Below are 25713 nucleotides of genomic sequence, written 5' to 3'. Positions count from 1 at the left end.
CCAGGCTTCTCGTCTGCAAGATTCGCGACTGGCTGGCTCTCGCTCGAACAATCTCAGTGAACTAACTCAGCCGGCGGCAGCAGCTTGTCGATCCGCTCGCGCAGCGACTCGGCGCGCTCGGGGCCGGCGGCTTTCTCGATTTCCGTGAGCATGAGCGCGGCGATGGTCAGCATGGCTTCGCGGTCGCGGGCTTCGCGCAGGGCGTCGCGCATCTGCAGCGCGAACTTGGGATCGCGGCGCACGAACATGCGCTCGCAGATGTCGAACAGGAACATGCGCGTGGTGGCCAGGGAGCGCTTGCCGTCGAAGGTGTCGGCCGATGTGGCGATCTGGATCGGCTCGCTCGCGGGGAGCGGTGCGGGTTGGGCGGGCGCCGGGGTAGGGGGCACGGCCTTGCCGGGGGCAACCGCCACCTTCGGAGTCTGCAGATAGCCGCGCTGCACCAGCGTCTGGATGGCCTGCTCGGCTTCGTCGCGGGTGCTGAACAGCGGGCTGAAGTCGCTCAGCGAACGCCGCCCGTCGGCCATGAGCAGCAGTGCGCGTTCACGCTGGCTGAGCGTGCGCTGTCCGCCCTGGAGTTCGTCGCGCGCCTTGTCGGTCTTGGTGGGAAACATGGCAGCCACAGCTTTCGGAGATCGAGGGCAGCAGCATCGTTGCAAGCGGTGACATCTTCATGAACCCTTTTCGCTTACGGAAATGGCGTTGGCCCCGCACGATTTCCCGGTACCGCGACTGCCTTGCCCGGCGGTATGCTCCGGCACCGCGGAAGGGGCCCACCTCATGCTTCCCATCGTCTTTGCACTCATGGCGACAGTCCTGCTGCTCGTGTGGATGGGCTTTTTCATGATGGGATCGCTGCCGCTGCTGATCCTCAAGCACGACACGCCGCTGGACTCGCGCTTCATCCGTGGCCTGTTCAACGTGTATTACCTCGCGACGATGCTCACGGGCAGCGCGGCGGCGCTCTGCTACGCCTGGTCGGGCAGGCCGGCATTTGCCGCGGGCATGGCCTTCGTCGCCGGCCTGGCCTTTTCGCTGCGCCGCTGGCTGATCATTCCGCGCATGGACCTGCTGCGCGGCACGATTCCGGCGCTGGATGTCTCTGCCCGCCGGTTCCGCCAGCTTCACATTGCCGGAATGGCGCTCAACGTGGTGCAGTTGGGCACCGTGGCCTGGGCCCTTACGAAGCTGGGGCTGTGAGCCGTCAGCCGCCCGCGCTTTCCTTGCGGATCAGCCACTGGTTGCCCACGCGCTGCAGCTCGAGCGTCTTGCGGCCCGTCTCCTTCACCTTGTCGGCGCGGTAGACCTGCTTGAACCTGGCGCTCGCGGCCTGTCCGTTGATGCTGATGACGAGGTCTTCGATGCCCACGCTGATGCTCGACTTGTCCGCAATGCGCGCGCGGCGCTCGGTCTCCCAGCGCTTGCGGTCCTGGTTGAGCGCCGGCGTGAAGTCGGGCGCGTAGGCGGCGAGGTAGCGGTCCACGTCGCGGGCCGACCAGGCCGCGGCCCAGGCGCGCACCGCAGCCTCGACTTCGGCGATGCCGACCGTGGGAGCGGGGGCTGCTGTGTCGGTAGCTGCGGGTGCGGCCGGCGTTGCCGGCGGCGTGGCGCCGAATGCGGCCGTGGCCAGCAGCAGTCCACCGGCGAGCAGGCTGGTGGTCGTCAAGGATCGGTTCATGGCGCAGTTCCCTCTTTGTCGGTTATAGGCGTCGAGTCCGACGCCGATTCTGGCAGTGAACCAACGCGCCGCGCGAGGCTCAGGCCGCCGCTCCCTCCACCTCGGCGGGCATCGCCTGCATCGACCGGTTGCGCAGCCTCAGGGCCAGCACCGTCGCGACGCAAAGCACGCACAGCACCGTCGCGAGCGTGACGCCGAGGCCGCGCGCATCGGACAACATGCCGAACAGCGGCGACACCAGTCCGCCCACCGACAGCGCCAGCCCCAGCGTGATGCCGCTGGCCGTGGCCGGATTGCGCGGCAGATAGTCCTGCGCCAGCGTCACTTGCGCGGCGAAGGGCAGGAACATGCACATGCCGAGCAGCGCGGTGCAGGCCAGCGCCCAGCCGGCATCTGGCGCGAGCACCAGGCCCGCGAGCGACGGCAGCGCGAGCAGGTAGCCGGCGCGGATCGTGCCCATGCGGCCGATGCGGTCGCCCAGCCAACCGCCGAGCAGCGTGCCCACAGCGCCCGCGGCGGTGAACGAGGTCAGCGCCGCGGCGCCCTGGAAGGCGGTGCCGTGCAGGTCGCGCGTGATGCGCAGCGACAGCATCGACACCACCGTCACGTAAGGGATCGACCAGCCGATGATGGTCGCGACCAGCAGGCTGAAGGCGCGCCAGTCGTTGTGGGGCTTCAGCACTTCGGCGCCTGCCTTGCGCGCAGCGGCCGCCGTGGCGGCGGAGGCCGCGCCGCTGCCGGCATTGGCGGCCATCCACACGACGCCCATCGCCAGCGCGGGCACGCCCAGCAGGTAGCTGCGCGACAGGCTGCCCCCGCTGACCACGGCGGCCGCCAGCACCGGCGCGAAAGACGCGCCGATGGTCCCGCCCACCGAGAAGACGCTCATCGCCTTCTGCGACGCGCCGCCGGCCGCGCGCGCCGCCACGGTGGCGGGCGGGTGATAGGCCGCGATGCCCAGCCCGCAAAGCACCATCGCGATCCAGGTCAGAAGGTAGCTGTGGCTCAAGCCTGCCAGCACCACGCCAAGCGCCGCCACCATGAAGCCGGTGGGCACCAGCCAACCGCGCGGATGGCGGTCTGCGTACAGGCCGAACAGCGGCTGCACCACGCTCGACAGCCCGGTGGCCGCGAGCATCAGGCCCGCCACGGCGGTGTAGCTGTAGCCGCGCTCCAGCACCATGAACGGCAGCAGTGCGGGCACGAGGCCCTGGTAGAGGTCATTGACGGCATGGGTGCCGGTGAGCAACCCGAGTCGGCGCTTGTTCATTCGATCGCTTCTTTCGTTTCCTTTGGGAAAAAGCATCGTAGGAAGCCGTGCGAAGATGTTCTCGCTACGAATCAACAAGCATCGTCGAGAAATGGACAAAGCAATCAACCTGCGGCCTGAAGAGGGCGAGTCGACCCCGCGCGCCGTGGCGGTGCTGGCCACCGACCCCGCCGGCGACGCCTTCATACCGCCGCATGCGCACCGGCGCGGCCAGCTGATCCACGCGATCTCGGGCGTGATGCTGGTGAGCGCCGCGGCCGGCAGCTGGGTGGTGCCGACCGGGCGCGGTGTGTGGGTGCCGGCGGGCATGGAACACCAGATCCGCATGGCCGGCGAGGTGAAGATGCGCACCGTGTTCGTCGAGCCCGGCACGCGCGCCGACCTGGGCGCCGAATGCCGCGTGATCCATGTCGGCGCGCTGCTGAGGGAGCTGATCGTCACCGCCGTGGCGCTGCCGCTGGACTACGCGCCGGGCGGCCGCGACGAGCGGGTGATGGAGCTGATCCTCGACGAGATCGAGGCGGCCCCCGCGCTCTCGCTGCACGTGCCGATGCCGCGCCATGCGCGCCTGGCCGTGCTGTGCGAGGAGCTGGTGCGCGACCCTTCGCTGCCCGCCACGCTGGACGACTGGGCGCTGCGCCTGCACATGAACACTCGCACGCTCGCGCGCCTGTTCCAGCGCGAGACGGGCATGAACTTCGGCGCGTGGTGCCGGCAGGCGCGGCTGCTGCTGAGCCTGCCGCGGCTGGCGGCGGGCGCGTCGATCCTGGAGGTGGCGCTGGCGCACGGCTACGAGAGCCCGAGCGCCTTCACCGCGATGTTCCGGCGCACGCTGGGCGTGCCGCCCAGCGTGTACCTGCGCCGCGACTACCTGGCGTAGACCAGGTCGCGCAGCGCCAGCGAAATCCAGGGCACGTAGGTGATCACCATCAGGCACGCCATGATCACCAGCACGAAGGGCACCAGGTGCCGCACGATGCGGTCCAGCGATATTCGCGCCACGGTGCAGGCCGCGAACAGGTTCACGCCGAAGGGCGGCGTGATCATGCCCAGGGCCAGGTTCACCACCATGACCAGCCCGAAGTGCACCGGGTCGATGCCGAAGTGCACCGCCACCGGCGCCAGGATCGGCGCCAGCACGATGATCGCCGCGCTGGTCTCGATGAACATGCCGATCACGAACAGCGCCGCGTTCACGCCCAGCAGGAACATCGCCGGCGACTGCAGCACCTCCTGCAGCCAGTGGCCGATGGCGTCGGGCACGCCCGCGCGGGTGATGAGGAACGCGAACAGCCCCGCGTTGGCGATGATGAACATGATCACCGCCGACGACATCACCGACTTGCGCAGGATGGCGTACAGGTCCTTCAGCTTGATCTCGCGGTAGATCACCATGCCCACCACCAGCGCATAGAACACCGCGACCGCCGAGGCTTCCGTGGGCGTGAAGACGCCGCCGTAGATGCCGCCGAGGATGATCACCGGCATCAGCAGCGCCCAGCCGGCCTGCCAGAGGGCCCGGCCGAAGGGCATGCGGCCTTCGCCGTCAGTCTTGCCCCAGCCCTTCCACTTGCAGTAGACCCACACGAACAGCATGAGCGCCAGGCTGATCAGGATGCCGGGGCCGAAGCCCGCGATGAACAGCTCGCCGATGGACACTTCGGCGCTCACGCCGTACAGGATCATCGGGATCGACGGCGGAATGATCACGCCCAGTTCCGCGCTGGTGGCTTGCAGGGCCGCAGCGTAGGAAGTGGGGTAGCCGTGCTTGATGAGCGCCGGGATCAGGATGGCGCCGATCGCGAAGGTGGTGGCCACCGACGAGCCCGACACCGCCGCGAAGATCATGCAGGTGAGCACGCAGGTCATAGGCAGGCCGCCCTGCACGCCGCCCACGATGCTCTTGGCAAATTCGACCAGCCGGCGCGAGATGCCGCCGGTTTCCATCAGGTTGCCGGCCAGGATGAAGAACGGAATGGCCGCCAGCGGAAACTTGTTGATCGAATTGAACATCTCCTTCACGGAGATCAGCATGTTGGCGTTCGTCACCTGGATGCCCAGGATCGACGCCAGCCCGATGGACACCGCCACCGATACCGACAGTGCAAAGCAAAGCACCATCGTCGCAACCATCACCACACTCATGATCCAGCCCCCACGCTCGGCACTTCGTGTCCTTGCTGCCCCCCGAGGGGACCGTTCGCTTGCCTGGGGCGGCCCAGCGCGGCGCTCATTGCGCGGTCTCCAGTTCGAGCCGCTTGGGGTCGAGAAAATTGCCGACGATGCCGAACAGGCAGAACAGCGAGCCCACGGGCAGCGCCAGGTAGGACCACACCATCGAGATGCTCTCGAGGCCGGCCATCGACTGCACGCGTCCGCGCATGGCGTAGTCCCAGCCCCACCACAGCACGATCAGCATCAGCACCAGCGCGGCGACGCTCACCACCGCGTCGAGCACGCGGCGCATGCGCGGCGGGCTCCAGCGGTAGAGAACGTCCACGCTCACCATCGCGCCCTGTCTGAACGCCATCGGGATGCCCATGAACACCATCCAGATGAGGCTCACGCGGATCAGGATCTCGCTCCATTCGGCCGGCTGCTCCAGCACGAAACGGGTGACGATCTGGAACACGCCCAGGGCCGACGCGACGACCAGCATCGCGCAGGCCATCAGCATCGAGAAGCCGGTGGTCCAGCGCTCGATGCCCAGGAATTTTTCTTTCACTTGTAGTCGCGGATCTTGTCGAGATTGGCCTTGCCGAAGTCTTTCTCGAACTGGGCATTGACCGGCGCGAGCGCGGCGACGAACTTGGCCTTGTCGACGTTGTCGATCACCGTCATGCCCTTGGCACGCAGGTCGGCCACGCCCTTGGCGTCGTCTTCGTCCACGCGCGCGCGGTTGGCCTTGGTGCCTTCCTTGGCAGCGTCGAGGAAGGCCTGCTTGTCGGCCGCGCTGAGCTTGTCGAAGCTCGCCTTGTTCATCACGAAGATGCAGGGCGAGTAGACGTGGCCCGTGAGCGACAGGTGCTTTTGAACCTGGTCGAACTTGGCCGAGATGATGACCGGCAGCGGGTTCTCCTGGCCGTCGACCGTGCCTTGCTGCAGCGCGGTGAACACCTCCGGGAAGGCCATCGGCGTGGTGATGATGCCGAAGCCCTTGTAGGCCGCGATGTGCACCGGGTTTTCCATCGTGCGCATCTTCAGGCCCTTGAGGTCCTCGGGGGCCTTCACGTCGCGCTTGCTGTTGGTCATGTGGCGAAAGCCGTTCTCGGCCCACGCCAGCGCCTTGAAGCCCTTGGCGTCGAACTTGGTCAGCATCTCCTGGCCGATCGGGCCGTCGAGCACGGCACGCGCGTGGGCCTTGTCGCGGAACAGGAAGGGCACGTCGAGGATCTTGGTCTCGGGCACGAAGTTGGGCACCGGGCCGGTCGAGGAGAACGCGAGTTCCTGCGTACCCAGCTGCACCGCCTCGATCGACTCGCGCTCGCCGCCGAGCGAGCCGTTGTAGAAGGTCTGCACCTTGTAGCGGCCTCCCGTGCGCTTCTCGACTTCCTTGGCGAAGGTGTCGATGGCGACGCCCTGGTGCGAGTTCTGCGCAGTCGAAATGCTGATCTTCATGGTCGTCTGTGCAAAGGCGACCGAGCTCAGGGCGAGCGAAAGGCAGGCGGCGGCAATGGGGCCGAATTTCATGTTGTCTCCGGGGAGTTGGGTCAGGAACGCGTCAGGCGCAACGGACTATGCAACAACCGGGAGCTTTACCGCGTCGGGATTTTCACGGACGTAGTCACGAATGACGGCCTCGAAGCTCTCGTCGGGCAAGAGCCCCAAGGCCTTCGCACGCACTGTCTCGAAGTGCCCGGGCCACGTCTTCACGATGCGCTGGATCGCCGGGTCGGGCGTGCGGTCGAGCAGGGCGGTGGCTGCCTTGCCGGCCACGCGCTCGAGCGCCAGCGCCATTTCGCCGACCGTGGTGGCGAGCGAGGGCAGGTTGAGCGCGGTGCGCGGGCCCCATTCGGCGTCGGTTGCTTCGGCGGCGCGCACGATGCCCTCGATGGTTCGCGTCGGTGACGCGACGGCCACAGGCGTCGAGTCCGGCACCGGACAGGCGGCGCGCAGCCCGGCCAGCGGCTCGCGGATCATGCCGCTGAAGAAACCCGAAGCTGCGCCGTTCGGCCTGCCCGGCCGCACGCTCACCGTCATGAGCCGCACGCTGCGCCCGCGCACGAAACCCTTGCGCGTGTAATCGGCCATCAGCTGTTCACCGATGAATTTCTGGATGCCGTAGCTGGTCTGGGGCGTAGGCAGCGTGTGGTCTTCGATGACCCTGGGCAACGGCTGCTCGGGCGAGTCGCCGAACACGGCGAGCGAGCTGGAGAACACCAGCACGGGCTTCGTGCCGAGCGCGCGTACCTTTTCGAGCAGCGCATGCGTGGCCGCGAAGTTGCTGCGCATGCCGAGGTCGAAGTCGGCCTCGCATTCGCCGCTGACGGCGGCGGCCAAGTGGAAGATGGCGTCGGCTTCGCGCCAGAAGCTGGCGTCGGCATCGGCTGTGAGCTGCGCGTTCAAGTCGCCGGTGACGGCGGTGATGCGCGCATCGGATGCGAGGTCGGCCGGCGGGGCGGCGCGGTCGACCAGCGTGATGCGTTCGATGGTGCGGGCCGGTGCGCCGGCCAGCGAAAGGCTGCCTCGCTTCAACAGCGTGCGTGCGAGGCGTGCGCCCAGAAAGCCGGCGCCGCCGGTGATGACGATCTGCATGGGTCTTGTCTCCTTTGAGCGCCAAGAATAAGCGCGGCCGCGGGCTGTGGCATGCTCGTTGGCGGTTTCGCGGATTTCATCGACAGGAGACGCCGGATGCTGACGGTCGTGGTTTTGTGGCTCATCGCCATCGCATGGCTGGTCGCGAACGGCGTGTTCGCGCAGAAGCCTTTGCCGCGTTACCGGCGCAGGCGCGCCTTGTGGGCCTGGATCTTCCTGGGCGCGTGTGCGGGGGCGCTCGCTGGCCTGGCCAGCGCGAATTTCTCGCTGCCCGGCGCCATCGCCGGTGCCGTCGTGGCCGGATTCGTCGCGGGCAAGTTCATCGCGCGCGACTGAGCGGATGCCGATGCTTCCAGGGAAGCAAAGGGCTCCGAGGAAAAGAAAAAGCCCTCCGAAGAGGGCGTCCTTCGAAAGGCGCAGGCGCCTTACATGCCGACGTAGTTCGGCCCGCCGCCGCCTTCAGGCGTGACCCACACGATGTTCTGCGTCGGGTCCTTGATGTCGCAGGTCTTGCAGTGCACGCAGTTCTGCGCGTTGATCTGCAGGCGCTGCTTGCCGTCTTCGGTGCCCACGAACTCGTACACGCCGGCCGGGCAGTAGCGGCTTTCGGGGCCGGCGAACTTCTCGAGGTTGATGTTCACCGGCACCGTCGGGTCTTTCAACGTCAGGTGGGCCGGCTGCTGCTCTTCATGGTTGGTGTTGCTGATGAACACGCTGGAGAGCCGGTCGAAGGTGAGCTTGCCGTCGGGCTTGGGATAGACGATGGGCTTGCACTCCGAGGCGGGCTTCAGGTACAGGTGGTCGGCCTTGTTGCGGCGCAGCGTCCACGGAATGTTGCCCTTCAGCAGCCACTGTTCGATGCCGTTCATGAGCGTCGCCACGCCCAGGCCCTTCTTGAACCATGCCTTGAAGTTGCGCGCCTTCTTCAGCTCCGCGTGCAGCCAGCTCTTCTCGAAGGCTTCGGGGTAGGCAGTGAGTTCGTCGTGCTGGCGGCCGGCCTGCACCGCCTCGAAGGCGGCCTCGGCGCACAGCATGCCGGTCTTGATGGCGGCGTGGCTGCCCTTGATGCGGCTCACGTTGAGGTAGCCGGCCTCGCAGCCGACCAGCGCGCCGCCGGGGAACACGGTCTTGGGCAGCGACATCAGGCCGCCGGCCGTGATGGCGCGCGCGCCGTAGCCGATGCGCTTGGCGGGCTTGATGCCCTTGGCCTCGTCGCCTTCCAGGTACCAGCGGATGTTGGGGTGCAGCTTCCAGCGCTGCATTTCCTCGAACGGGCTCAGGTAGGGGTTGCTGTAGTCCAGGCCGGTGATGAAGCCCATGGTGACCTTGTTGTCCTCCATGTGATAGAGGAAGGCGCCGCCGTAGGTGTCGCTCTTCATGGGCCAGCCGGCGGTGTGCAGCACGAAGCCGGGCTGGTGGCGCTTGGGGTCGATCTCCCAGACTTCCTTCACGCCCAGGCCGTAGGTCTGCGGGTCCTTGCCGGCGTCGAGCTTGTACTTGGCGATGAGCTGGCGGCCCAGGTGGCCGCGCGCGCCTTCGGCGAACACGGTGTACTTGCCCAGCAGCTCCATGCCGAGCTGGAAGTTCTCGGTGGGCTCGCCGTCCTTGCCGACGCCCATGTTGCCGGTGGCCACGCCGCGCACCGAGCCGTCTTCGTTGTAGAGCACTTCGGCCGCCGGGAAGCCGGGGAAGATTTCAACGCCCAGGTTCTCGGCCTGCTGCGCCAGCCACTTGGTGAACGCACCCAGGCTGATGATGTAGTTGCCGTGGTTCTGGAAGCACGCCGGCAGGAACGCGTTGGGCGTGCGCAGGCTGCCCTTTTCGCCCAGGAACACCATCGCGTCGTCGGTGACGGGCTGGTTCAGCGGGGCGCCCAGTTCCTTCCAGTCGGGCAGCAGCTCGTTGAGCGCGCGCGGGTCCATGATGGCGCCCGACAGGATGTGCGCGCCGGGCTCCGAGCCCTTCTCGAGCACCACGACCGAGATCTCTTTCTCCTGCTGCGCGGCGAGCTGCTTGAGCCGGATCGCGGTCGAGAGGCCGGCCGGGCCGCCACCGACCACGACCACGTCGTATTCCATGGCTTCGCGAGGGCCGAACTGGGCGAGGATTTCGTCGTGGGTCATGTGGGTTGGGTCGATAATGATTTTTCGAGGCGCGGGGCATCCCGGGTTGCGGGGCATTTTATGCGGCGTCCGCGGGCGGCCCGCGTCACTTGCGGGCACGGCTTTCCCTCGCGTCGCCTGCGCGACTCCACAGGAATCAGTTCATGGCTTACAGCATCGATCTCTCGGGCCGCGTTGCCTTCGTCACCGGCGCCTCCAGCGGGCTTGGCGCCCAGTTTGCAAAAACGCTGGCGCGCGCCGGTGCCGCGGTGGTTCTGGCAAGCCGCCGCATCGAGAAGCTAAAGGAACTGCGCGCGCGCATCGAAGGCGAGGGCGGCGACGCCCACGTGGTCGAGCTCGACGTCACCGACATCGGCAGCATCAAGGCCGCCGTCGCGCGCGCCGAGACCGAGGTCGGGGCCATCGACATCCTGGTCAACAACTCGGGCGTGAGCACCACCCAGCGCCTGCAGGACGTGACGCCCGACGACTACGACTACATCTTCGACACCAACGTCAAGGGCTCGTTCTTCGTCGCCCAGGAAGTGGGCAAGCGCATGCTGGCGCGCGCCACGGGCACGGCGCCGGGCACCTACATCGGCGGGCGCATCATCAACATCGCGTCGGCGGCGGCGCTGAAGGTCATGCCGCAGATCGGCACCTACTGCATGAGCAAGGCCGCCGTGGTGCAGATGACCAAGGCCATGGCGCTGGAGTGGGGCCGCTTCGGCATCAACGTGAACGCGCTGTGCCCCGGCTACATCACCACCGAGCTCAACGAGGAGCACTGGACCACCGAAGGCGGCGCCAAGCTGGTCAACATGCTGCCGCGCAAGCGCGTGGGCAAGCCCGAAGACCTGGACGGCCTGATCGTGCTGCTGGCCAGCGGCCAGAGCCATTTCGTGAACGGCGCCGTCATCGCGGCCGACGACGGGTTCGCGCTCTGAGTCCGAGGGCCTTGGTCGGCATTGCGGCCGGGCTGGGCGCGGGGGCGCTCTGGGGGCTGGTGTTCGTGGCGCCGCGCATGGTGGGGCACTTCGGCATGGTCGACATCACCGCCGCGCGCTTCCTGGTGTTCGGTGCCGTCTCGGGGCTCGCCGTGTTCGCGCGGCCGGCGGCCGTGCGCTGGCCCACCGGCCGGCAGGCGCTGGCGGCTCTCGCGCTCAGCGTGCTGGGCTTCAGCGGCTACTACCTGCTGCTGGCCTTCGGCATCGAGGCTGCGGGCACCGAGGTGCCGAGCCTCATCATCGGCACGATCCCGGTCTGGATGATGCTGCTGGGCAGGCCGGCGGGCCTTCGCCTGACCGCGCTGCTGCCGGGGCTGGCGCTCACCGGCGCGGGCATCGCGCTGATGATCTGGGGCGCATGGTCGGCGCAGCATGGCGCGGGCGCTGCAAGCGGCGCGCGCTTCGGCCTGGGCATCGCGCTGGCGCTGTGCGCGATGGTGAGCTGGACGGTCTACGGCCTGCTCAATGCAGCCTGGCTGCAGCGCCACACCGAACTCAATGCGACCGACTGGGCGAATTGGCTCGGCGTGGCGACCGGGTTGGGTGCGTTGGCGCTGTGGCTGGCCGCGGGCAGCGATGTGGCCACGCTGCGGGCGCGGCCCGACGGCATGCTCTTCGTCTGGCTCGCGCTGGTCAGCGGCTTCGGCTCGTCGTGGCTGGCCACCGTTCTCTGGAACATCGCGAGCCAGCGGCTCTCCGCGAGCCTGTGCGGCCAGCTGATCGTGAGCGAGACGCTGTTCGCGCTGCTCTATTCCTTCGTCTGGGACGGCCGCTGGCCGCAGGCCACCGAGTGGACCGCGGCATTGCTGTTCGTGCTGGGCATCCTCGCATCCATCAAGGCGCACCGATGAGAATCGAAATCCCCGAAAAGAAGAAGCTCGTGTACGAAACCCTGATCCCCATCCGCTGGGGAGACATGGACGCCATGGGCCACCTGAACAACGGCACCTACTTCCGCTACCTCGAGACCGCGCGCATCGACTGGATGCATTCCATCGGCTTCGAGCCCGAGCCGAGCGGCGAGGGCATGGTGATCGTCAACGCCTTCTGCAACTTCTACCGGCAGATCGAATACCCCGGCAAGGTGCTGCTCAAGATGTACGTGAGCGACCCGGGCCGCACCACCTTCGAGAGCTGGGGCACCATGGCACGCGAGGAAGCGCCCGACGTGATCTGCGCGGCCGGCGGCGCGACCACCATCTGGGTCGACTTTCCGAAGCAGAAGGCGCTGGCGCTGCCCGACTGGCTGCGCACGCTGGTGAGCGAGTAGCCGGCCGGGCGCCGTAGCTCAGGCCGGCTGCAGCACGATGCGCGCCTCGAAGCCGTGCGCCGCGCCGGGCGGCGGCGATTCGAGTTCGAGCCGCGCGTCGTGCTTCTCGACGATGGTCCCGACGATCGACAAGCCCAGCCCGTAGCCCGCGCGGTCGGAGGCGTGCCGCACATGGCGCTGCCGCAGCGTGCTCAGTTGCTCCGCGCCGACGCCGGCGCCGAAGTCGCGGACCACCAGCGTGCAGGGGGCCGTCACCTCGACCACCACGCGCTCGCCGCCGTAGCGCAGGGCGTTTTCCACCAGGTTGCGCAATGCGATGGCCAGCGCGTCGACGTCGCCCAGCGCCACCGGCGCGGCGCTGTCGGGCACCTTGAGCGTCAGGCGTTCGTTGATGTGCGGGTCTTGCCAGAGCTCCTGCGCCACGGTGCCGACCAGTTGCACCAGGTCGACCCGCGCACGCGCCAGCGAGGCGCCGGATTCCGCGCGCGACAGCTGCAGCAGCTTCTCGGCGCGGTGGCTGAGCATCTGCAGCGCGTCGAGCGCGGCCTGCACGTCGTTGCGGCGCAGGTCGTGCTCCAGCGCGGTCTGCAGGCGCAGCCGCGCGGCGGCCAGCGGCGTGCGCAGCTCGTGCGCGGCATTGGCCGCGAGCGCGCGCTCCACGTCGAGCGACTGCGAAAGCCGCTCCAGCAGCCGGTTGACGTGATCGCCGACCGAGCGCAGCTCCTGCGGCAGGCCCGGCAAGGTGATGGGGCGCAGGTCGGCGCCGTTGCGTTTCGCGATTTCTCCGGCCAGTTGCTGCAGCGCGCGCAGCTCGGTGCGCGCCACGTTGCGCAGCACCAGCGCGAGCAGCGGCAGCACTGCGCCCAGCGGAATGATCAGGCCGAACAGGGTGCGGTTGAGCGCGCGGCGCCGCTCGTCGAGCGGGTCGGCCACCTGGAAGTACAGCCCCAGCGTGGGGTGGCGCACCGTGTAGATGCGCCAGCTCTGGTTGTTGGCGAAGCCGGCGGCCAGCGGAACGTCGAAGGCGCCGACGGGCGCCTCGGCCGAGCGCAGCAGCACGTGCTCGTGCACGTCCACCACCTGGTACATCACCGCGTCCTCGGAGAACAGCTGCTTGGGCGCGATCAGCGGCTCCGTGGGGGCGGCGCCGCCGGTGTGCTGCAGCTTGTCGAGTTCCTGCACCGCCATGTCGAACATGCGGTGCGACACCTCGACCAGTTCGTTGTCGAAGTTGTGGTTGATCTCCCGGTCGACGTACCAGACCACCGCCAGCACGCACATCAGCCACACGCCGCCGACCCAGACGATCAGCGTGCGGGTGAGCCGCCCGGCCAGGGAGTCGCGGCCTGCGCCGGGCTTTGCGCCGAATCTCATTCGTCGTCGTCCGTGGAGAACGACAGGCGGTAGCCGAGGCCGCGCAGCGTCTGGATGTGGCTGCGCCCGAGCTTGCGCCGCAGGCGGCTGATGAAGACTTCGAGCGTGTTGCTGTCGGCCTCGTCGCCGAAGCCGTAGAGCGCGTCGGCCAGGTTCTCGCGCGTGTGGATGCGCTCCGGCCGGGTCGCCATCACGCGCAGCAGCGCCCATTCCTTCTGGGTCAGCGTGATGGGGGCGCCGTTCTTGCGGACCATGTCGTGCGCCAGGTCGATTTCCAGCGTGCCCAGCTTCAGGACCGGCGAGCTGTTGGCGCTGCGCCGCCGCTCGACCGCGCGCAGGCGGGCCAGCAGCTCGGCGGGGTCGTAGGGCTTGATGAGGTAGTCGTCGGCGCCGGCGTCGAGCCCGCGGATGCGGTCGGTGACCTGGTCGCGCGCGGTCAGGACGATGACGATGGGGCGTTCGGGCAGGGCGCGTATCTGGGGAAGCAGCGACAACCCGTCGCCGTCGCCCAGGTGGAGGTCGAGCAGCACCGCCGCGTACTGGACCGAGAGCAGCGCGCCGCGCGCCTCGGCGAGGCCGGGTGCCACGTCGACCACGAAGGCCTTGGCCAGCAGGTAGCTGCAGACGGCATCTGCCAGCGCAGTGTCATCTTCGACCAGCAATATGCGCACGCCATGTCCTTTCAACAAAAAAAGAAGTCTAGCTCCGCCGAAATGCGGACACATCCGAAGTCAGGTTTCGTTCATGTGTCTTCAGGCTGGGTTCATTCCGCAAACGTAGGCTCGCGGCTGTTTTCAGGCCCTGCCTTCGTTCATGACTCGTGCTTCGAATTTTCGCCTGGGGGTGCTGACCCTCGTTGCGCTTGCCGCCTTGCTGGCGTGGGACGCAACCGGTTGGGATCTTCCGCTGGCGCGGCTGGCCGGCTCCCCGTTCGGTTTCACATGGCGGACGAACTCTTTTCTGGTCCACGTCATGCATGAAGGCGCCCGCGACCTGAGCTGGGCGCTCGTCACGGCGCTCTTCATCGCGATCCGCTGGCCGATAGGCGTGCTTCGGCGCCTGGGCACCGGCGACCGGTTGCAACTGGCGCTGACAACCCTGGCCGCGGTGATCGCCGTCAGCCTCATCAAGCATTCCAGCAATACCAGTTGCCCCTGGGACCTGAAGGAGTTCGGCGGCGTGGCGCGCTACGTGTCGCATTGGTCCTGGGGCGTGCCCGACGGCGGTCCGGGCGGGTGCTTCCCGGCCGGCCACGCCTCCGCGGCGTTCGCCTATGCGGGCGGCTACTTCGTGCTGCGCCGGGCGTCGGCCCGCGCGGCGGCCATCTGGCTGTCGGTGGCGCTGGTGGCCGGGTTGGTACTGGGCCTGGCGCAGCAGGTGCGCGGCGCCCACTACATGAGCCACACACTCTGGACCGCCTGGATCTGCTGGACGGTGGGTTTCGCCATCGAATGGGTGTTCGCGCGCTTCAACCCGCAACCGCTCAAGCCGGCAGAACCCGCCCATGCAGGATATTGACGCCGCCCTTTTCGAGCTGGTCAATGCAGGCCCTTCGGCGCCCGCATGGAGCCTGCAGTTCGCGAGCTTCGCCTCCGACATCCTGCCGGCGCTGCTGGCGCTGGCGCTGGCCATCGGCGCGCTGTTCGACCGGCGCTGGCGCCATGCCTTCTTCACGGCAATGGTCGGCGTGCTGGCCGCGTGGCTGATCGTGCAGGCCATCCGCTGGGCGTTTCCGATGCCCCGGCCGGCCTATTACGGCCTGGGCATCCAGTGGGTGCCGCAGGGCATTCGCCCCGGTTTTCCGAGCCTCCATGCCGCCGGCGCCTTCACCGCGGCGTTCTCGCTCTGGTGCCTTCCGTGGCGTTCTCCGATGCTGGCCGCGCTGGCCGTGGCCGCCACGGTGGCCTGGAGCCGCCTGTACCTGGGGCTGCATTTCCCGTCGGACGTGGTGGCCGCGGCGATGCTCGGCGCGCTGGTGTCGATCCTGGCGGAGCGGGGCATCCGCCTGATGTCACGGACCCGTACCTCGCCGGCGTCGGCGCGGGCCCCGGGCGGGCGGCTGCGATCGCGTACAAGGCGCGCCTGAACATGGCATGAACGGGGGATTCAGGCTATCTTCAGCCCCCGTTCCTACATTAGTTGGATGTCTGTCTTGCGTATTGACCCGGCACCTGAACCACAAGGTAGCTTCCCCGAACCCGATTCACTCGTGACCGCATCTTCGGCGGCGCCCTGGACGCGCTTCGACCTGTGGTTGCGCCGGCCCCGCTCCGCGGCCATGGTCGTCGTGTGGCTGAGCCTCTACCTCGTCCTGACCACCAATTGGCCGCTCTGGAACGAGCTGGCCCGCATCGGCGGTGCCCCCAGCACCTACATGCCGACCATCCTGGTCATGAGCCTGCTCACCTTCTGCGGCTCGGTGGCGATCCTGTCGTTCACCGCCTGGTCGCGCTGGATGAAGCCGCTGTGGTTCTTGGTGGTGGTGCTGGCCGCGGTGGTGCAGCACTACATGCTCGCCTACCGCGTGGTCATGGACCCGACCATGGTCGCCAACGCGATGCAGACCGACCCCAACGAAGCGCGCGACCTGCTGAGCTGGCGCATGGCCTTCAACGTGCTGGTGGTGGCGTTGCCCGCGGCCTTCGTGCTCTGGCGCGTGCGCATCCTGCCCATGCGCTTTCTGTCGAAGCTCTGGCGCAACGTCGCGCTGCTGCTGCTGTCGGTGGTCGTGGCGCTGGGCGCGGTGGTGTCCATGAACCGCGAGCTGGCGCCGCTGATGCGCAACAACGTGCACCTGCGCTACATGATGAACCCGATCGCTAGCCTCTATTCGGCCGGCTCCCTGTTCATCAAGCCCCTGTTCAAGCGCACTGGCAAGCTCATCCCGATCACGGCCGGCACGGCGCTGGGCGCCAGCTATGCCGGCCAGACGAAGCCGCCGCTGTTCGTGGTGGTGGTGGGCGAGACGGCGCGGGCCGATCACTTCTCGCTCAACGGCTATGCCCGTGACACCAACCCCGAGCTGGCGAAGCGTGGCGTTCTGAGCTACCGCGAGGTGCGCTCCTGCGGCACCAACACGCTGGCCTCCGTGCCCTGCATGTTCTCGCCGCTGGGCAAGGAAGGCTACGAATCGCGCAAGGACGACTACGAGACCCTGGTCGACGTCCTGCAGGCCGCCGGCCTCGCCGTTTTCTGGCTCGACAACCAGGCCGGCTGCAAGGGCGTCTGCGAGCGCATTCCGAATGCGTCCGCCTTCGCCGGGCTCGACGCTGCCACCAAGAAGGCGCTGTGCGACGGCGACGAGTGCCTCGACGACGTGATGCTCAAGGGCCTGGACGAACGCATCGCCGCGCTGCCGGCCGAGCGCCGCGCCAAGGGCATCGTGCTGGTCATGCACCAGATGGGCAGCCACGGCCCGGCCTACTACAAGCGCTCCGCGCCCGACGTGAAGCATTTCCTGCCCGAGTGCAAGACCAACGCGCTGGCCGAGTGCGGCCACGCCGAGCTGATGAACGTCTACGACAACTCGATCCTGCAGACCGACCGCTTCCTCGGCCAGACCATCGACTGGCTCAAGACCCAGTCGAAGCAGTACGACCCGGCGCTGCTGTACGTGAGCGACCACGGCGAGTCGCTCGGCGAGTACGGCCTGTTCCTGCACGGCGTGCCGTACAGCTTCGCGCCCGACGCGCAGAAGCACGTGCCCATGATCACCTGGTTCAGCGAGGGCATGGACCAGCGGCGCAAGCTCTCGCGTTCGTGCATGGAAGCGGGGCTCGACGCGCCGCTCACGCACGACAACCTCTATCACACGGTGCTCGGCGTGATGGACGTGACCACGCCGACCTACAAGCCCGCGCTGGATGCCCTTGCATCCTGCCGGGCGAAGGGCTGAGGCGGCGCTATTTCTTCTCGCGGGGCACGCGCCCCATGAGGAAGAACTCGTTGTTCGGCTGCATGCCGCTGAAGCTGGCCATGCGGTTGCTCAGCCCGAAGAAGGCGGTGATGGCCGCGATGTCCCAGATGTCCTCGTCGTCGAAGCCGTGGGCATGCAGCGGCGGGAAGTCGCTCTCGTCGATCTCGTGCGAGCGGTCGCAGACCTTCATCGCAAAGTCGAGCATCGCGCGCTGGCGCGGCGTGATGTCCGCCTTGCGGTAGTTCACCGCCACCTGGTCGGCCACCAGCGGCTTCTTCTCGTAGATGCGCAGCAGCGCGCCGTGCGCCACCACACAGTAGAGGCACTGGTTGGCCGCGCTGGTGGTGGTGACGATCATCTCGCGGTCGCCCTTGGTGAGCGAACCTTCTTCCTTGAGCATCAGCGCGTCGTGGTACGCGAAGAAGGCGCGCCACTCGGCCGGACGGCGTGCAAGGGCAAGAAACACGTTGGGTACGAAGCCGGCTTTTTCCTGTACCGCGAGGATGGCGGCGCGGATGTCCTGCGGCAGGTCTTTGAGTTCGGCGAGCGGGTAGCGGTTGGTCGTGGTCATGTTGTCTCCGTTGTGGTCGTCGGTTGGCAGTGCCTTTTTGAAAGCGCTCTGAAAGGCGCCGCGCCTGTTCCATCATAGGCAAGCAGCTTTCCTACATGGTGGGACGCCGGCCGCCGCCATGATGAAGGTTCGCACAACAACACGCGGCGAGTGCCGCACATAACGCGATGAAAGACGAGTCGTATCCCGACCGGCGTGGCTTCCTGCGCCGGTCCATTGCCATCGTGCCGGCCGCAACGGCCTTCAGTGCCGGCGGCATCACCGGCGTGACACTGGCACAGCCCGCACCATCGGCCCCGGCACCCGGCCCCGCAGCAGCGGCCACGCCCGGCGCTCCCTACACACCGGTCTACTTCAACGCCGCCGAATGGGCCTTCGTGCAGGCGGCGGTGGCAAGGCTGATTCCTTCCGACGACACCGGCCCCGGCGCCATCGAGGCCGGCGTGCCCGAGTTCATCGACCGCCAGATGGAAGGCGCCTTCGGCCATGCCGCCACCTGGTACATGCAGGGCCCGTTCGTCGATGTGTCGCCGCTCTTCGGCTACCAGAAGAAGATGCCGCCGCGCGAGGTCTACCGCGCGGGCATCGCGGCCACGGACGCCTACAGCCGCAAGCAGTTTTCCGGCAAGGCCTTCGCGCAGCTCGACGCCGCGCAGCAGGACGAGGTGCTCAAGGGCCTGGAGGGCGGCACCATCGCGCTCGACGGCGTGGGCGCGACCGACTTCTTCGGCTTCCTGCTGCAGAACACCAAGGAGGGCTACTTCAGCGACCCGATCCACGGCGGCAACAAGAACGCCGCCGCCTGGAAGATGATCGGCTTCCCCGGCGCGCGCGCCGACTACGCCGACTGGGTCGACCGGCCCGGCGTCAAGTACAACCTGCCGCCGGTGAGCATCGCCGGCCCGCAGGGCTGAGGGAGCGGCACACCATGGCAAACATCAAAAAGCCCAGTGTGGACGCGGTGCTGGTCGGCTTCGGCTGGACTGGCGCGATCATGGGCATGGAGCTCACCGCAGCCGGCCTGAAGGTGCTGGCGCTGGAGCGCGGCGAGAACCGCGACACGCAGCCCGACTTCGCCTACCCGCGCATCACCGACGAGCTGAGCTACGGCATCCGCGGCAAGCTGTTCCAGAACCTATCGCGCGAGACCGTGACCATCCGCCACACGCCGGCCGACGTGGCGGTGCCGTACCGGCAGCTCGCGTCCTTCCTGCCCGGCGACGGCGTGGGCGGCGCGGGCGTGCACTGGAACGGCCACCACTGGCGGCCGCTGCCCAGCGACCTGCGCATCCGCAGCAACTACGAAGAGCGCTACGGCAAGAAATTCATTCCCGAGGGCATGACCATCCAGGACTTCGGCGTGAGCTATGAAGAACTGGAACCGCACTTCGACCAGTTCGAGAAGATCTGCGGCACCTCCGGCAAGGCCGGCAACATCGGCGGCAAGATCCAGCCCGGCGGCAACCCCTTCGAAGGCGCGCGCGCCAACGAATTCCCGCTGCCGCCGCTGGCCTCCGTCAACAGCGCCAGGCTGTTCGAGAAAGCCGCGCGCGAGCTCGGCTACCACCCCTTTCCGCAAGCGGCCGCCAATGCCTCGCGTGCCTACACCAACCCGCACGGCACGCAGCTCGGGCCGTGCAACTTCTGCGGCTTCTGCGAGCGCTACGGCTGCTACATGTATTCGAAGGCATCGCCGCAGACCACGCTGCTGCCGGTGCTGATGAAGCGCCCCAACTTCGAGCTGCGCACCCGCTCGCACGTGCTGCGCGTGAACATGTCGCCCGATGGAAAACGCGCCACCGGCGTGACCTATGTCGACGCGCAGGGCAACGAGGTCGAGCAGCCGGCCGACCTGGTCGTGCTGTGCGCGTACCAGTTCCACAACGTGCGCCTGCTGCTGCTGTCGAACATCGGCAAGAAGTACGACCCCGCCACCGGCGAGGGCGTAGTGGGGCGCAACTACGCCTACCAGCTCAACGGCGGCGCGAGCCTGTTCTTCGACAAGGACCAGCCGATGAACCCCTTCGTCGGCGCGGGTGCCAGCGGCAGCGTGATCGACGACTTCGACGGCGACAACTTCGACCACGGCCCGCTCGGCTTCGTGGGCGGCGCGAGCATCAACTGCATCAACACCGGCGGCCGGCCGATCCAGCAGCTGAGCCTGCCGCCCGGCGCGCCCAGCTGGGGCGCGGGCTGGAAGAAGGCCGCCAAGGAAAACTACCTCTACCAGGCCAGCGTGGGCAGCCAGGGCTCGGTGATGGCCTACCGCGACAACTACCTCGACCTCGACCCGACCTACAAGGACGTGCACGGCCAGCCGCTCCTGCGCATGACCTTCGACTGGAAGGCCAACGACCTCGCGATGACGCAGTTCATCGGCACCAAGGTCGAGCAGATCGCCAAGGCCATGGGGCCGAAGCAGATGAAGCTGAACTTCCAGAAGGCAGGCGCGCACTACGACGTGCGCTACTACCAGTCGACCCACAACACCGGCGGTGCGCCGATGGGCACCGACCCGACGACCAGCGCGGTCAACCGCTTCCTGCAGGTGTGGGACGTGCCCAATGTGTTCGTGATGGGCGCCAGCGCCTTTCCGCAGAACTTCGGCTACAACCCGACCGGCATGGTGGGGGCGCTGGCCTACTGGGCTGCCAAGGCGATCCGCGAGCAGTACCTGAAGAACCCGGGAGCGCTGGCATGAACGCGCGCCGTGTTTCTGTCGGCGTGGCGGCGGCCGCCGTGGCCCTGTTGTGCGCCGGGGCCTGGGCCGTGGCGCAGAAGGCGGAGGCGCCGCCGGTGGCCGGCGTGGCCGCACCAGAAGCTGCCGCGCCCGCATCGTCCGACCCCGTGCTGGAGCGCGGCCGCTACCTCGCGCGCGCCGGCGATTGCGTGAGCTGCCACACCGCGCCCGGCAAGCCGGCCTTCGGCGGCGGCCTGCCGATGAAGACGCCGTTCGGCACCATCGTCTCGACCAACATCACGCCCGACCCCGGGGCTGGCATCGGTGCCTACACCGAGGCCGAGTTCGCCCGCGCGCTGCGCGAAGGCGTCGCCAAGGACGGACATCACCTGTACCCGGCCATGCCGTACCCGTCGTTCGCGCGCGTGAACGACGAGGACATGCACGCGCTCTTCACCTTCTTCCGCAACGGCGTGCAGCCCGTGGCGCAGAAGCCGCCGGCCACCGACCTGCCGTGGCCCTTCAGCATGCGCGGGCTGATGGTCGCGTGGAACTGGATCTACCTCGACAAGGGCGTCTACCAGCCCGACACCGCGCGCAGCGCCGAATGGAACCGCGGCGCCTACCTGGTGCAGGGCCTGGGCCACTGCGGCGACTGCCACACACCGCGCAGCATGCTGGGCGGCGTGAAGGCGGCCAGCGAAGGCAAGGGCGAGCTGTTCCTGTCCGGCGCGGTCATCGACGGCTGGTATGCGCAGCCGCTGCGCCACACCGGCCGCCCGACCATGGCGCAATGGCCGGCGCAAGACATCGTGCAATACCTGCAGACCGGCCGCACCAGCCACACGGCCGCGTTCGGCGCCATGGTCGACGTGGTGCAGAACAGCACCCAGCACCTGTCGACGCAAGACCTGCAGGCAGTGGCCACCTATCTGCAATCGCTGGGAGCGGAAGGCAGTGCGCAGAATGCGCCGTCGCCCGCGTCCCTGGTGGCGGCGGCTCCGCAGCACCCGACTGCCCTTGCGCTGCGCAACGGCACGGTCGAGGGCAACAGCGGCGCGATGGTCTATCTCAACAACTGCAATGCCTGCCATCGCTCCGACGGCACGGGCGCGGACAAGACCTTCCCGGCGCTGGCCGGCAACAGCGTGGTGAATGCCAAGGACCCGACTTCGCTGATCCGCCTCGTGCTCGCAGGCTCGGCCATGCCCAGCACCGCCCAGGCGCCGTCGCCCATCGCCATGCCCGATTTCGGCTGGCGCCTGAGCGACGCCGACGTGGCCAGCGTGCTGAGCTTCGCGCGGTCGAGCTGGGGCAACCAGGGCGATGCCGTCACGGCGGCCCAGGTGGCCAAGGTGCGCGATTCGATCAAGCCCGTGGCTACCGCGACCGCGACCACGACCGCGCAGCAGCAGAAGTGAACGGGCGGGGCGCGCTGGCCTACCTGAGCGCCACGAGATCGCTCTCGTCCTTCAGCTCGACGCCCGTGAGCCCGCGCCGCAGCGACTCGCGCATCAGCCACGCGAGCCTGAACGCGGCCGCCTCGTAGGCCAGGCCCTCCGGCCGCACGTTCGAGATGCAGTTGCGCTCGGCGTCGTGGCGGCCGCGCCGGGGCGAATGGGTCAGGTAGATGCCGAGGCTGTCGGGCGAACTCAGGCCCGGCCGTTCGCCGATCAGCATGACCGAGAGCGCCGCGCCGAACAGCTCGCCCACTTCGTCGGCCAGCGCGACGCGCGCCTGCGTGGCGATTACCACGGGTGAGAAGCGCGTGTGCGGCGGCAGCTGCGCGCGCAACGCCGCGAGCAGCGGCACCGCATGGCGCGCGACCGCGAGCGAGGAAAGGCCGTCGCCGATGACGATGCAGACATCGCAGCCGTAACGCCGCTCGCCGCGCAGGCGCGTGGCGTCGTCCTCGTCGAGCTGGCGGCCCAGGTCGGGGCGGCGCAGGTAGGCGGTGCGGTCGGCCGCGCGGCTGCGCGCGCGGGCTACTTCCCAATGCTGGCTGCGCAGCTGGCTGTCGAGCGCGTCGACGTCGAGCGCGGCGTGAATGGCATCGCGCGCCATCGCATGCGCCCAGCCGAAGCGCAGCGTCTCGTCGGTCGGCATGCCGGCGCCGGCACGGCCCAGGGCCAGCCGCGCGGGCGTGGCGGAGCGCCATTGCGCCCACGGGTTGGGGGTGACAGGCGAGTCGCTCATCGTGCCAATGCGGCGAGGCCGCTCATGTCGGCCAGCAGCCGGTTGGAGGAGGGCGGCGCGAGCCGGCCGGCGGTATCGGTGATCTGCATGCGCTGCAGCCAGGCCTCGAACTCGGGTGCGCGCTTCAGGCCCAGCGTCTGGCGCATGAACAGCGCGTCGTGGAAAGAGGTGCTCTGGTAGTTGAGCATCACGTCGTCCGCGCCCGGGATGCCCATGATGAAGTTGATGCCCGCCGTGCCCAGCAGCACGAGCAGCGTGTCCATGTCGTCCTGGTCGGCCTCGGCGTGGTTGGTGTAGCAGATGTCGCAGCCGATGGGCAGGCCCAGCAGCTTGCCGCTGAAATGGTCCTCGAGCCCGGCGCGGATGATCTGCTTGCCGTCGTACAGATACTCCGGCCCGATGAAGCCGACGACGGTGTTGATGAGCAGCGGCTTGTAGCGCCGCGCCAGCGCATAGGCGCGCACCTCGCAGGTCTGCTGGTCGACGCCGAAGTTGGCGTTGGCCGACAGCGCGCTGCCCTGGCCGGTCTCGAAGTACATGACGTTGTCGCCCACGGTGCCGCGCTGGAGCGACAGCGCGGCCGCATGGGCCTCGTCGAGCAGTTCGGGCGTCACGCCGAACGAGAGGTTGGCCTTCTCGGTGCCCGCGATCGACTGGAACACCAGGTCGACCGGCGCCCCGGCCTCCGCGAGCTTGAGGGTGTTGGTCACATGGGTGAGCACGCAGCTCTGCGTGGGGATCTCGAAGCGCTGGATCACCTCGTCGAGCATGCGCAGCAGATCGCCGAGCACCGGCATGCTGTCGGATGCGGGGTTGAGCCCGATCACAGCGTCGCCCGCGCCGTAGAGCAGGCCGTCGAGCGTGGAAGCCGCCACGCCGCGCAGGTCGTCGGTCGGATGGTTGGGTTGCAGGCGCACCGCCAGGTGGCCGGGCAGGCCGATGGTGTCGCGAAAGCGCGTGACCACGCAGCACTTCCTGGCGACCGACACCAGGTCCTGGTTGCGCATGAGCTTGGACACCGCCGCCACCATTTCGGGCGTGAGGCCCGGTGCCAGTGCGGCGAGCGTGGCGGTGTTGGCCGCGTCGGACAGCAGCCAGTTGCGGAAGTCGCCCACGGTGAGGTGCGACACCGGCGCGAAGGCGCCCGCGTCATGGCCGTCGATGATGAGGCGCGTGATGTTGTCGCTCTCGTACGGGATCAGCGCTTCGTTCAGGAACTGCTTGAGCGGCGTGTCGGCCAGCACGTGGCGCGCCGCCATGCGCTGCTGCGCGGTGGCCGCGCCGATGCCCGCGAGGTAGTCGCCCGAGCGCGCGGGGCTGGCGAAGGCCATGACCTGTTTCAGGTCGTCGAAGCGGAAGACCTGGCCGGCGATGGTGGTGCTGTAGCGCATGGGTCTTGGGTCGGAGGTCGTCAGGCGTTGTTGGTCGAGGAAAGCATTTCGTCGGGCGCCGCCGCATCGCGCTGCGCCGAGGTCAGCAGGAAGTAGCCGTAGGCCGCGGCCATCAGCACGACGAACAGCAGCGTGAGCATGCCGTTGAACCACACCATCGCGCCCAGGCACACCGCGCCGAGCCCCAGCGCAATGGCCGGGAACACGGGGTAGAACGGCGCGCGGTAGGTGCGCCGCAGGCCGGGCTCGCTGCGGCGCAGCTTGAACAGCGCGGCCATCGAGATCATGTACATCACGATGGCGCCGAGCACCGCCATGGTCACGATGTTGGCGGTGAGGGTCTGCCCGCCGAACTGCACCCACTCGTCGCTGAAGATGGCAATGACGCCGATCACGCCGCCGGCCAGCAGCGCGCGGTGCGGCGTGTCGAAGCGCGGGCTCAGGCCGGCGAAGTAGCGCGGCAGGTAGCCCGCGCGCGCCAGCGCGAAGATCTGGCGCGAGTAGCCCATGATGATTCCGTGGAACGAAGCGATCAGCCCGAAGAGCCCGATCCACACCAGCATGTGCAGCCAGCCGCTGTTGTCGCCCACCACCGCCTTCATGGCCTGCGGCAGCGGGTCGTTGATGTTGGCGAGCTTGCGCCAGTCGCCCACGCCGCCCGCGAAGATCATCACGCCGAAGGCCAGCACCACCAGCGTGACGATGCCCGTGGTGTAGGCGATGGGAATGGTGCGGTGCGGGTCGCGCGCTTCCTCGGCCGCCATGGCCGCGCCTTCGATGGCCAGGAAGAACCAGATGGCGAACGGGATCGACGCGAAGATGCCCGAGATGGCCGCGCCGTTCAGCGCGCTGCCGCCGGCCCAGCCGTTGGCGGTGAAGTTGGCCAGCGTCCAGCCCGGCGAGACAACACCCATGAACACCAGCAGCTCGACGATGGCCAGCACCGTGACGAACAGCTCGAACGCCGCCGCGATGCCCACGCCGATCCAGTTGAGGCCGATGAAGATCACGTATGCGCCCAGCGCGAACCACTTCGGGTTGATGCCTGGGAACTGCACGTTGAGGTAGGCGCCGATGGCCAGCGCGATGGCCGGCGGCGCGAAGACGAATTCGATCAGCGTCGCGAAGCCCGCGACGAAACCGCCGTGGGGCCCGAAGGCGCGCCGTGCATACGCGAAGGGGCCGCCCGCGTGCGGGATGGCTGTCGATAGTTCGGTGAAGCTGAAGATGAAGGTGGTGTACATCGTCGCCACCAGCAGCGTGGCGACGAGAAAGCCGAGCGTGCCGGCCGTGTTCCAGCCGTAGCTCCAACCAAAGTACTCACCTGAGATGACGAGGCCCACCGCAATGCCCCAGAGCTGCAGGGGACCGAGTACCTTCTTGAGATGGCCGGTGCCGGCGTGCGCTGCCGGCGTGGCTTCGGTGGAGTTCATGCGGCGTCCTCTCTTCGTGAATGGTGACAGTGCACATTCGGCAAAGCAAGGGCTGTTCCACCGGATACAC

General features: G+C 68.1%; 26 protein-coding genes. 12 read left to right on the top strand and 14 right to left on the bottom strand.

The genetic code is table 11. The features are described 5' to 3' along the window. Window positions 1-53: 53 nt before the first annotated feature. Complete coding sequence (locus WIX39_RS21075; RefSeq protein WP_409195768.1) at window positions 54-614, bottom strand: hypothetical protein; 561 nt, start codon at window positions 612-614, stop codon at window positions 54-56. 166 nt (window positions 615-780) lie between these two features. Between WIX39_RS21075 and WIX39_RS21070 the strand changes: the two genes are divergently transcribed. After that, complete coding sequence (locus WIX39_RS21070; RefSeq protein ID WP_081267070.1) at window positions 781-1200, top strand: hypothetical protein; 420 nt, start codon at window positions 781-783, stop codon at window positions 1198-1200. 4 nt (window positions 1201-1204) lie between these two features. Here WIX39_RS21070 and WIX39_RS21065 read toward each other — a convergent pair whose 3' ends face one another. Both WIX39_RS21065 and WIX39_RS21060 read right to left on the bottom strand, forming a co-directional pair. Next, a complete protein-coding gene (locus WIX39_RS21065; RefSeq protein WP_409195767.1) occupies window positions 1205-1678 on the bottom strand; it encodes a L,D-transpeptidase Cds6 family protein in 474 nt (157 codons plus the stop codon). A gap of 79 nt (window positions 1679-1757) precedes the next feature. Next, window positions 1758-2948, bottom strand: coding sequence for an MFS transporter (locus tag WIX39_RS21060; RefSeq protein WP_409195766.1), 1191 nt, complete (start codon window positions 2946-2948; stop codon window positions 1758-1760). Between the two features lie 91 nt (window positions 2949-3039). Here WIX39_RS21060 and WIX39_RS21055 point away from each other — a divergent pair, with 91 nt between their 5' ends. After that, complete coding sequence (locus WIX39_RS21055; RefSeq protein WP_106934070.1) at window positions 3040-3828, top strand: AraC family transcriptional regulator; 789 nt, start codon at window positions 3040-3042, stop codon at window positions 3826-3828. Here the strand turns inward: WIX39_RS21055 and WIX39_RS21050 are convergent. The 4 genes from WIX39_RS21050 to denD form a co-directional block, all read right to left on the bottom strand. Further along, window positions 3816-5093 (bottom strand): TRAP transporter large permease, encoded by a 1278-nt coding sequence (locus WIX39_RS21050; RefSeq protein ID WP_081267074.1) that lies wholly within the window; start codon window positions 5091-5093, stop codon window positions 3816-3818. The two genes, WIX39_RS21055 and WIX39_RS21050, sit on opposite strands and share 13 nt — an antisense overlap. Before the next feature lie 85 nt (window positions 5094-5178). Continuing rightward, the gene (locus tag WIX39_RS21045) at window positions 5179-5673 is read right to left on the bottom strand and encodes a TRAP transporter small permease (protein WP_081267075.1); all 495 of its coding nucleotides are present in this window, start codon (window positions 5671-5673) and stop codon (window positions 5179-5181) included. After that, window positions 5670-6638, bottom strand: a complete 969-nt coding sequence (locus WIX39_RS21040; RefSeq protein ID WP_081267076.1) for a TRAP transporter substrate-binding protein — start codon at window positions 6636-6638, stop codon at window positions 5670-5672. Before WIX39_RS21040 ends, WIX39_RS21045 begins: the two co-directional genes overlap by 4 nt. Before the next feature lie 45 nt (window positions 6639-6683). After that, entirely contained in the window at window positions 6684-7703 is a 1020-nt protein-coding gene (gene denD / locus WIX39_RS21035; RefSeq protein ID WP_409195765.1) for a D-erythronate dehydrogenase, read from the bottom strand. 96 nt (window positions 7704-7799) lie between these two features. On the opposite strand from denD, the gene WIX39_RS21030 reads away from it, so the two are divergent. Further along, a complete protein-coding gene (locus WIX39_RS21030) occupies window positions 7800-8039 on the top strand; it encodes a hypothetical protein (protein WP_409195764.1) in 240 nt (79 codons plus the stop codon). 89 nt (window positions 8040-8128) lie between these two features. On the opposite strand, the gene WIX39_RS21025 is transcribed toward WIX39_RS21030, so the two are convergent. After that, a complete protein-coding gene (locus tag WIX39_RS21025; protein ID WP_106934074.1) occupies window positions 8129-9826 on the bottom strand; it encodes an electron transfer flavoprotein-ubiquinone oxidoreductase in 1698 nt (565 codons plus the stop codon). 143 nt (window positions 9827-9969) lie between these two features. Here WIX39_RS21025 and WIX39_RS21020 point away from each other — a divergent pair, with 143 nt between their 5' ends. From WIX39_RS21020 to WIX39_RS21010, 3 genes are read left to right on the top strand one after another with little or no spacing between them, the layout of a single operon-like run. After that, the gene (locus WIX39_RS21020; protein WP_081267080.1) at window positions 9970-10752 is read left to right on the top strand and encodes an SDR family oxidoreductase; all 783 of its coding nucleotides are present in this window, start codon (window positions 9970-9972) and stop codon (window positions 10750-10752) included. 20 nt (window positions 10753-10772) lie between these two features. Further along, window positions 10773-11663, top strand: coding sequence for a DMT family transporter (locus WIX39_RS21015; protein WP_267898733.1), 891 nt, complete (start codon window positions 10773-10775; stop codon window positions 11661-11663). Beyond that, window positions 11660-12082, top strand: a complete 423-nt coding sequence (locus tag WIX39_RS21010) for an acyl-CoA thioesterase (protein ID WP_081267081.1) — start codon at window positions 11660-11662, stop codon at window positions 12080-12082. The genes WIX39_RS21015 and WIX39_RS21010 overlap by 4 nt, the downstream gene beginning before the upstream one ends. 18 nt (window positions 12083-12100) lie before the next feature. On the opposite strand, the gene WIX39_RS21005 is transcribed toward WIX39_RS21010, so the two are convergent. Continuing rightward, window positions 12101-13456, bottom strand: coding sequence for a sensor histidine kinase (locus WIX39_RS21005; protein ID WP_081267082.1), 1356 nt, complete (start codon window positions 13454-13456; stop codon window positions 12101-12103). Further along, window positions 13453-14127 (bottom strand): response regulator, encoded by a 675-nt coding sequence (locus WIX39_RS21000; RefSeq protein WP_081267083.1) that lies wholly within the window; start codon window positions 14125-14127, stop codon window positions 13453-13455. The genes WIX39_RS21005 and WIX39_RS21000 overlap by 4 nt, the downstream gene beginning before the upstream one ends. Before the next feature lie 301 nt (window positions 14128-14428). On the opposite strand from WIX39_RS21000, the gene WIX39_RS20995 reads away from it, so the two are divergent. From WIX39_RS20995 to WIX39_RS20985, 3 genes are read left to right on the top strand one after another with little or no spacing between them, the layout of a single operon-like run. Beyond that, window positions 14429-14974, top strand: coding sequence for a phosphatase PAP2 family protein (locus tag WIX39_RS20995; protein WP_409195763.1), 546 nt, complete (start codon window positions 14429-14431; stop codon window positions 14972-14974). Next, on the top strand, window positions 14961-15542 hold the full coding sequence (locus tag WIX39_RS20990) for a phosphatase PAP2 family protein (protein ID WP_409195762.1): 582 nt from the start codon (window positions 14961-14963) through the stop codon (window positions 15540-15542). The genes WIX39_RS20995 and WIX39_RS20990 overlap by 14 nt, the downstream gene beginning before the upstream one ends. A 57-nt stretch (window positions 15543-15599) precedes the next feature. Continuing rightward, window positions 15600-17351 (top strand): phosphoethanolamine transferase, encoded by a 1752-nt coding sequence (locus WIX39_RS20985; protein ID WP_081267086.1) that lies wholly within the window; start codon window positions 15600-15602, stop codon window positions 17349-17351. Between the two features lie 7 nt (window positions 17352-17358). Here the strand turns inward: WIX39_RS20985 and WIX39_RS20980 are convergent, their stop codons facing one another. Beyond that, complete coding sequence (locus WIX39_RS20980) at window positions 17359-17943, bottom strand: peroxidase-related enzyme (RefSeq protein WP_409195761.1); 585 nt, start codon at window positions 17941-17943, stop codon at window positions 17359-17361. A 167-nt stretch (window positions 17944-18110) separates the two neighbouring features. On the opposite strand from WIX39_RS20980, the gene WIX39_RS20975 reads away from it, so the two are divergent. The 3 genes from WIX39_RS20975 to WIX39_RS20965 are packed head-to-tail and all read left to right on the top strand — an operon-like array spanning window position 18111 to window position 22044. Then, the gene (locus WIX39_RS20975) at window positions 18111-18857 is read left to right on the top strand and encodes a gluconate 2-dehydrogenase subunit 3 family protein (protein WP_409195760.1); all 747 of its coding nucleotides are present in this window, start codon (window positions 18111-18113) and stop codon (window positions 18855-18857) included. 14 nt (window positions 18858-18871) lie between these two features. Then, window positions 18872-20644 (top strand): GMC family oxidoreductase, encoded by a 1773-nt coding sequence (locus tag WIX39_RS20970; protein WP_409195759.1) that lies wholly within the window; start codon window positions 18872-18874, stop codon window positions 20642-20644. Next, entirely contained in the window at window positions 20641-22044 is a 1404-nt protein-coding gene (locus WIX39_RS20965) for a c-type cytochrome (RefSeq protein WP_409195758.1), read from the top strand. Before WIX39_RS20970 ends, WIX39_RS20965 begins: the two co-directional genes overlap by 4 nt. Before the next feature lie 19 nt (window positions 22045-22063). On the opposite strand, the gene eutC is transcribed toward WIX39_RS20965, so the two are convergent. The 3 genes from eutC to eat are packed head-to-tail and all read right to left on the bottom strand — an operon-like array spanning window position 22064 to window position 25643. Beyond that, a complete protein-coding gene (gene eutC, locus WIX39_RS20960; protein ID WP_285414808.1) occupies window positions 22064-22819 on the bottom strand; it encodes an ethanolamine ammonia-lyase subunit EutC in 756 nt (251 codons plus the stop codon). Further along, window positions 22816-24210, bottom strand: coding sequence for an ethanolamine ammonia-lyase subunit EutB (locus WIX39_RS20955; protein WP_409195757.1), 1395 nt, complete (start codon window positions 24208-24210; stop codon window positions 22816-22818). The genes eutC and WIX39_RS20955 overlap by 4 nt, the downstream gene beginning before the upstream one ends. Before the next feature lie 20 nt (window positions 24211-24230). Continuing rightward, window positions 24231-25643: an ethanolamine permease gene (gene eat, locus WIX39_RS20950; protein ID WP_409195756.1), complete on the bottom strand. Its 1413-nt coding sequence runs from the start codon at window positions 25641-25643 to the stop codon at window positions 24231-24233. Between the last annotated feature and the right edge of the window lie 70 nt (window positions 25644-25713).

It is taken from the genome of Variovorax sp. AB1(2024) (assembly GCF_037482385.2).
Lineage (GTDB): Bacteria > Pseudomonadota > Gammaproteobacteria > Burkholderiales > Burkholderiaceae_C > Variovorax.
The sequence above is the reverse complement of the archived record's forward strand: the minus strand, read 5'-3'. Positions and strand labels throughout refer to the sequence as shown.

What these genes read in the sequence shown, in the direction of transcription:
- WIX39_RS21050 (WP_081267074.1), bottom strand. Translation starts at nt 5,093, where the DNA reads ATGAGTGTGGTGATGGTTGCGACGATGGTGCTTTGCTTTGCACTGTCG.
- WIX39_RS21060 (WP_409195766.1), bottom strand. Translation starts at nt 2,948, where the DNA reads ATGAACAAGCGCCGACTCGGGTTGCTCACCGGCACCCATGCCGTCAAT.
- WIX39_RS20995 (WP_409195763.1), top strand. Translation starts at nt 14,429, where the DNA reads ATGCATGAAGGCGCCCGCGACCTGAGCTGGGCGCTCGTCACGGCGCTC.
- eat (WP_409195756.1), bottom strand. Translation starts at nt 25,643, where the DNA reads ATGAACTCCACCGAAGCCACGCCGGCAGCGCACGCCGGCACCGGCCAT.
- WIX39_RS20955 (WP_409195757.1), bottom strand. Translation starts at nt 24,210, where the DNA reads ATGCGCTACAGCACCACCATCGCCGGCCAGGTCTTCCGCTTCGACGAC.
- WIX39_RS20985 (WP_081267086.1), top strand. Translation starts at nt 15,600, where the DNA reads ATGTCTGTCTTGCGTATTGACCCGGCACCTGAACCACAAGGTAGCTTC.
- WIX39_RS21075 (WP_409195768.1), bottom strand. Translation starts at nt 614, where the DNA reads ATGTTTCCCACCAAGACCGACAAGGCGCGCGACGAACTCCAGGGCGGA.
- WIX39_RS20975 (WP_409195760.1), top strand. Translation starts at nt 18,111, where the DNA reads ATGAAAGACGAGTCGTATCCCGACCGGCGTGGCTTCCTGCGCCGGTCC.
- WIX39_RS21020 (WP_081267080.1), top strand. Translation starts at nt 9,970, where the DNA reads ATGGCTTACAGCATCGATCTCTCGGGCCGCGTTGCCTTCGTCACCGGC.
- WIX39_RS21010 (WP_081267081.1), top strand. Translation starts at nt 11,660, where the DNA reads ATGAGAATCGAAATCCCCGAAAAGAAGAAGCTCGTGTACGAAACCCTG.
- eutC (WP_285414808.1), bottom strand. Translation starts at nt 22,819, where the DNA reads ATGAGCGACTCGCCTGTCACCCCCAACCCGTGGGCGCAATGGCGCTCC.
- WIX39_RS21065 (WP_409195767.1), bottom strand. Translation starts at nt 1,678, where the DNA reads ATGAACCGATCCTTGACGACCACCAGCCTGCTCGCCGGTGGACTGCTG.
- WIX39_RS21070 (WP_081267070.1), top strand. Translation starts at nt 781, where the DNA reads ATGCTTCCCATCGTCTTTGCACTCATGGCGACAGTCCTGCTGCTCGTG.
- WIX39_RS21055 (WP_106934070.1), top strand. Translation starts at nt 3,040, where the DNA reads ATGGACAAAGCAATCAACCTGCGGCCTGAAGAGGGCGAGTCGACCCCG.
- WIX39_RS20965 (WP_409195758.1), top strand. Translation starts at nt 20,641, where the DNA reads ATGAACGCGCGCCGTGTTTCTGTCGGCGTGGCGGCGGCCGCCGTGGCC.
- WIX39_RS21005 (WP_081267082.1), bottom strand. Translation starts at nt 13,456, where the DNA reads ATGAGATTCGGCGCAAAGCCCGGCGCAGGCCGCGACTCCCTGGCCGGG.
- WIX39_RS21025 (WP_106934074.1), bottom strand. Translation starts at nt 9,826, where the DNA reads ATGACCCACGACGAAATCCTCGCCCAGTTCGGCCCTCGCGAAGCCATG.
- WIX39_RS21040 (WP_081267076.1), bottom strand. Translation starts at nt 6,638, where the DNA reads ATGAAATTCGGCCCCATTGCCGCCGCCTGCCTTTCGCTCGCCCTGAGC.
- WIX39_RS20970 (WP_409195759.1), top strand. Translation starts at nt 18,872, where the DNA reads ATGGCAAACATCAAAAAGCCCAGTGTGGACGCGGTGCTGGTCGGCTTC.
- WIX39_RS21030 (WP_409195764.1), top strand. Translation starts at nt 7,800, where the DNA reads ATGCTGACGGTCGTGGTTTTGTGGCTCATCGCCATCGCATGGCTGGTC.
- WIX39_RS20980 (WP_409195761.1), bottom strand. Translation starts at nt 17,943, where the DNA reads ATGACCACGACCAACCGCTACCCGCTCGCCGAACTCAAAGACCTGCCG.
- denD (WP_409195765.1), bottom strand. Translation starts at nt 7,703, where the DNA reads ATGCAGATCGTCATCACCGGCGGCGCCGGCTTTCTGGGCGCACGCCTC.
- WIX39_RS20990 (WP_409195762.1), top strand. Translation starts at nt 14,961, where the DNA reads ATGCAGGATATTGACGCCGCCCTTTTCGAGCTGGTCAATGCAGGCCCT.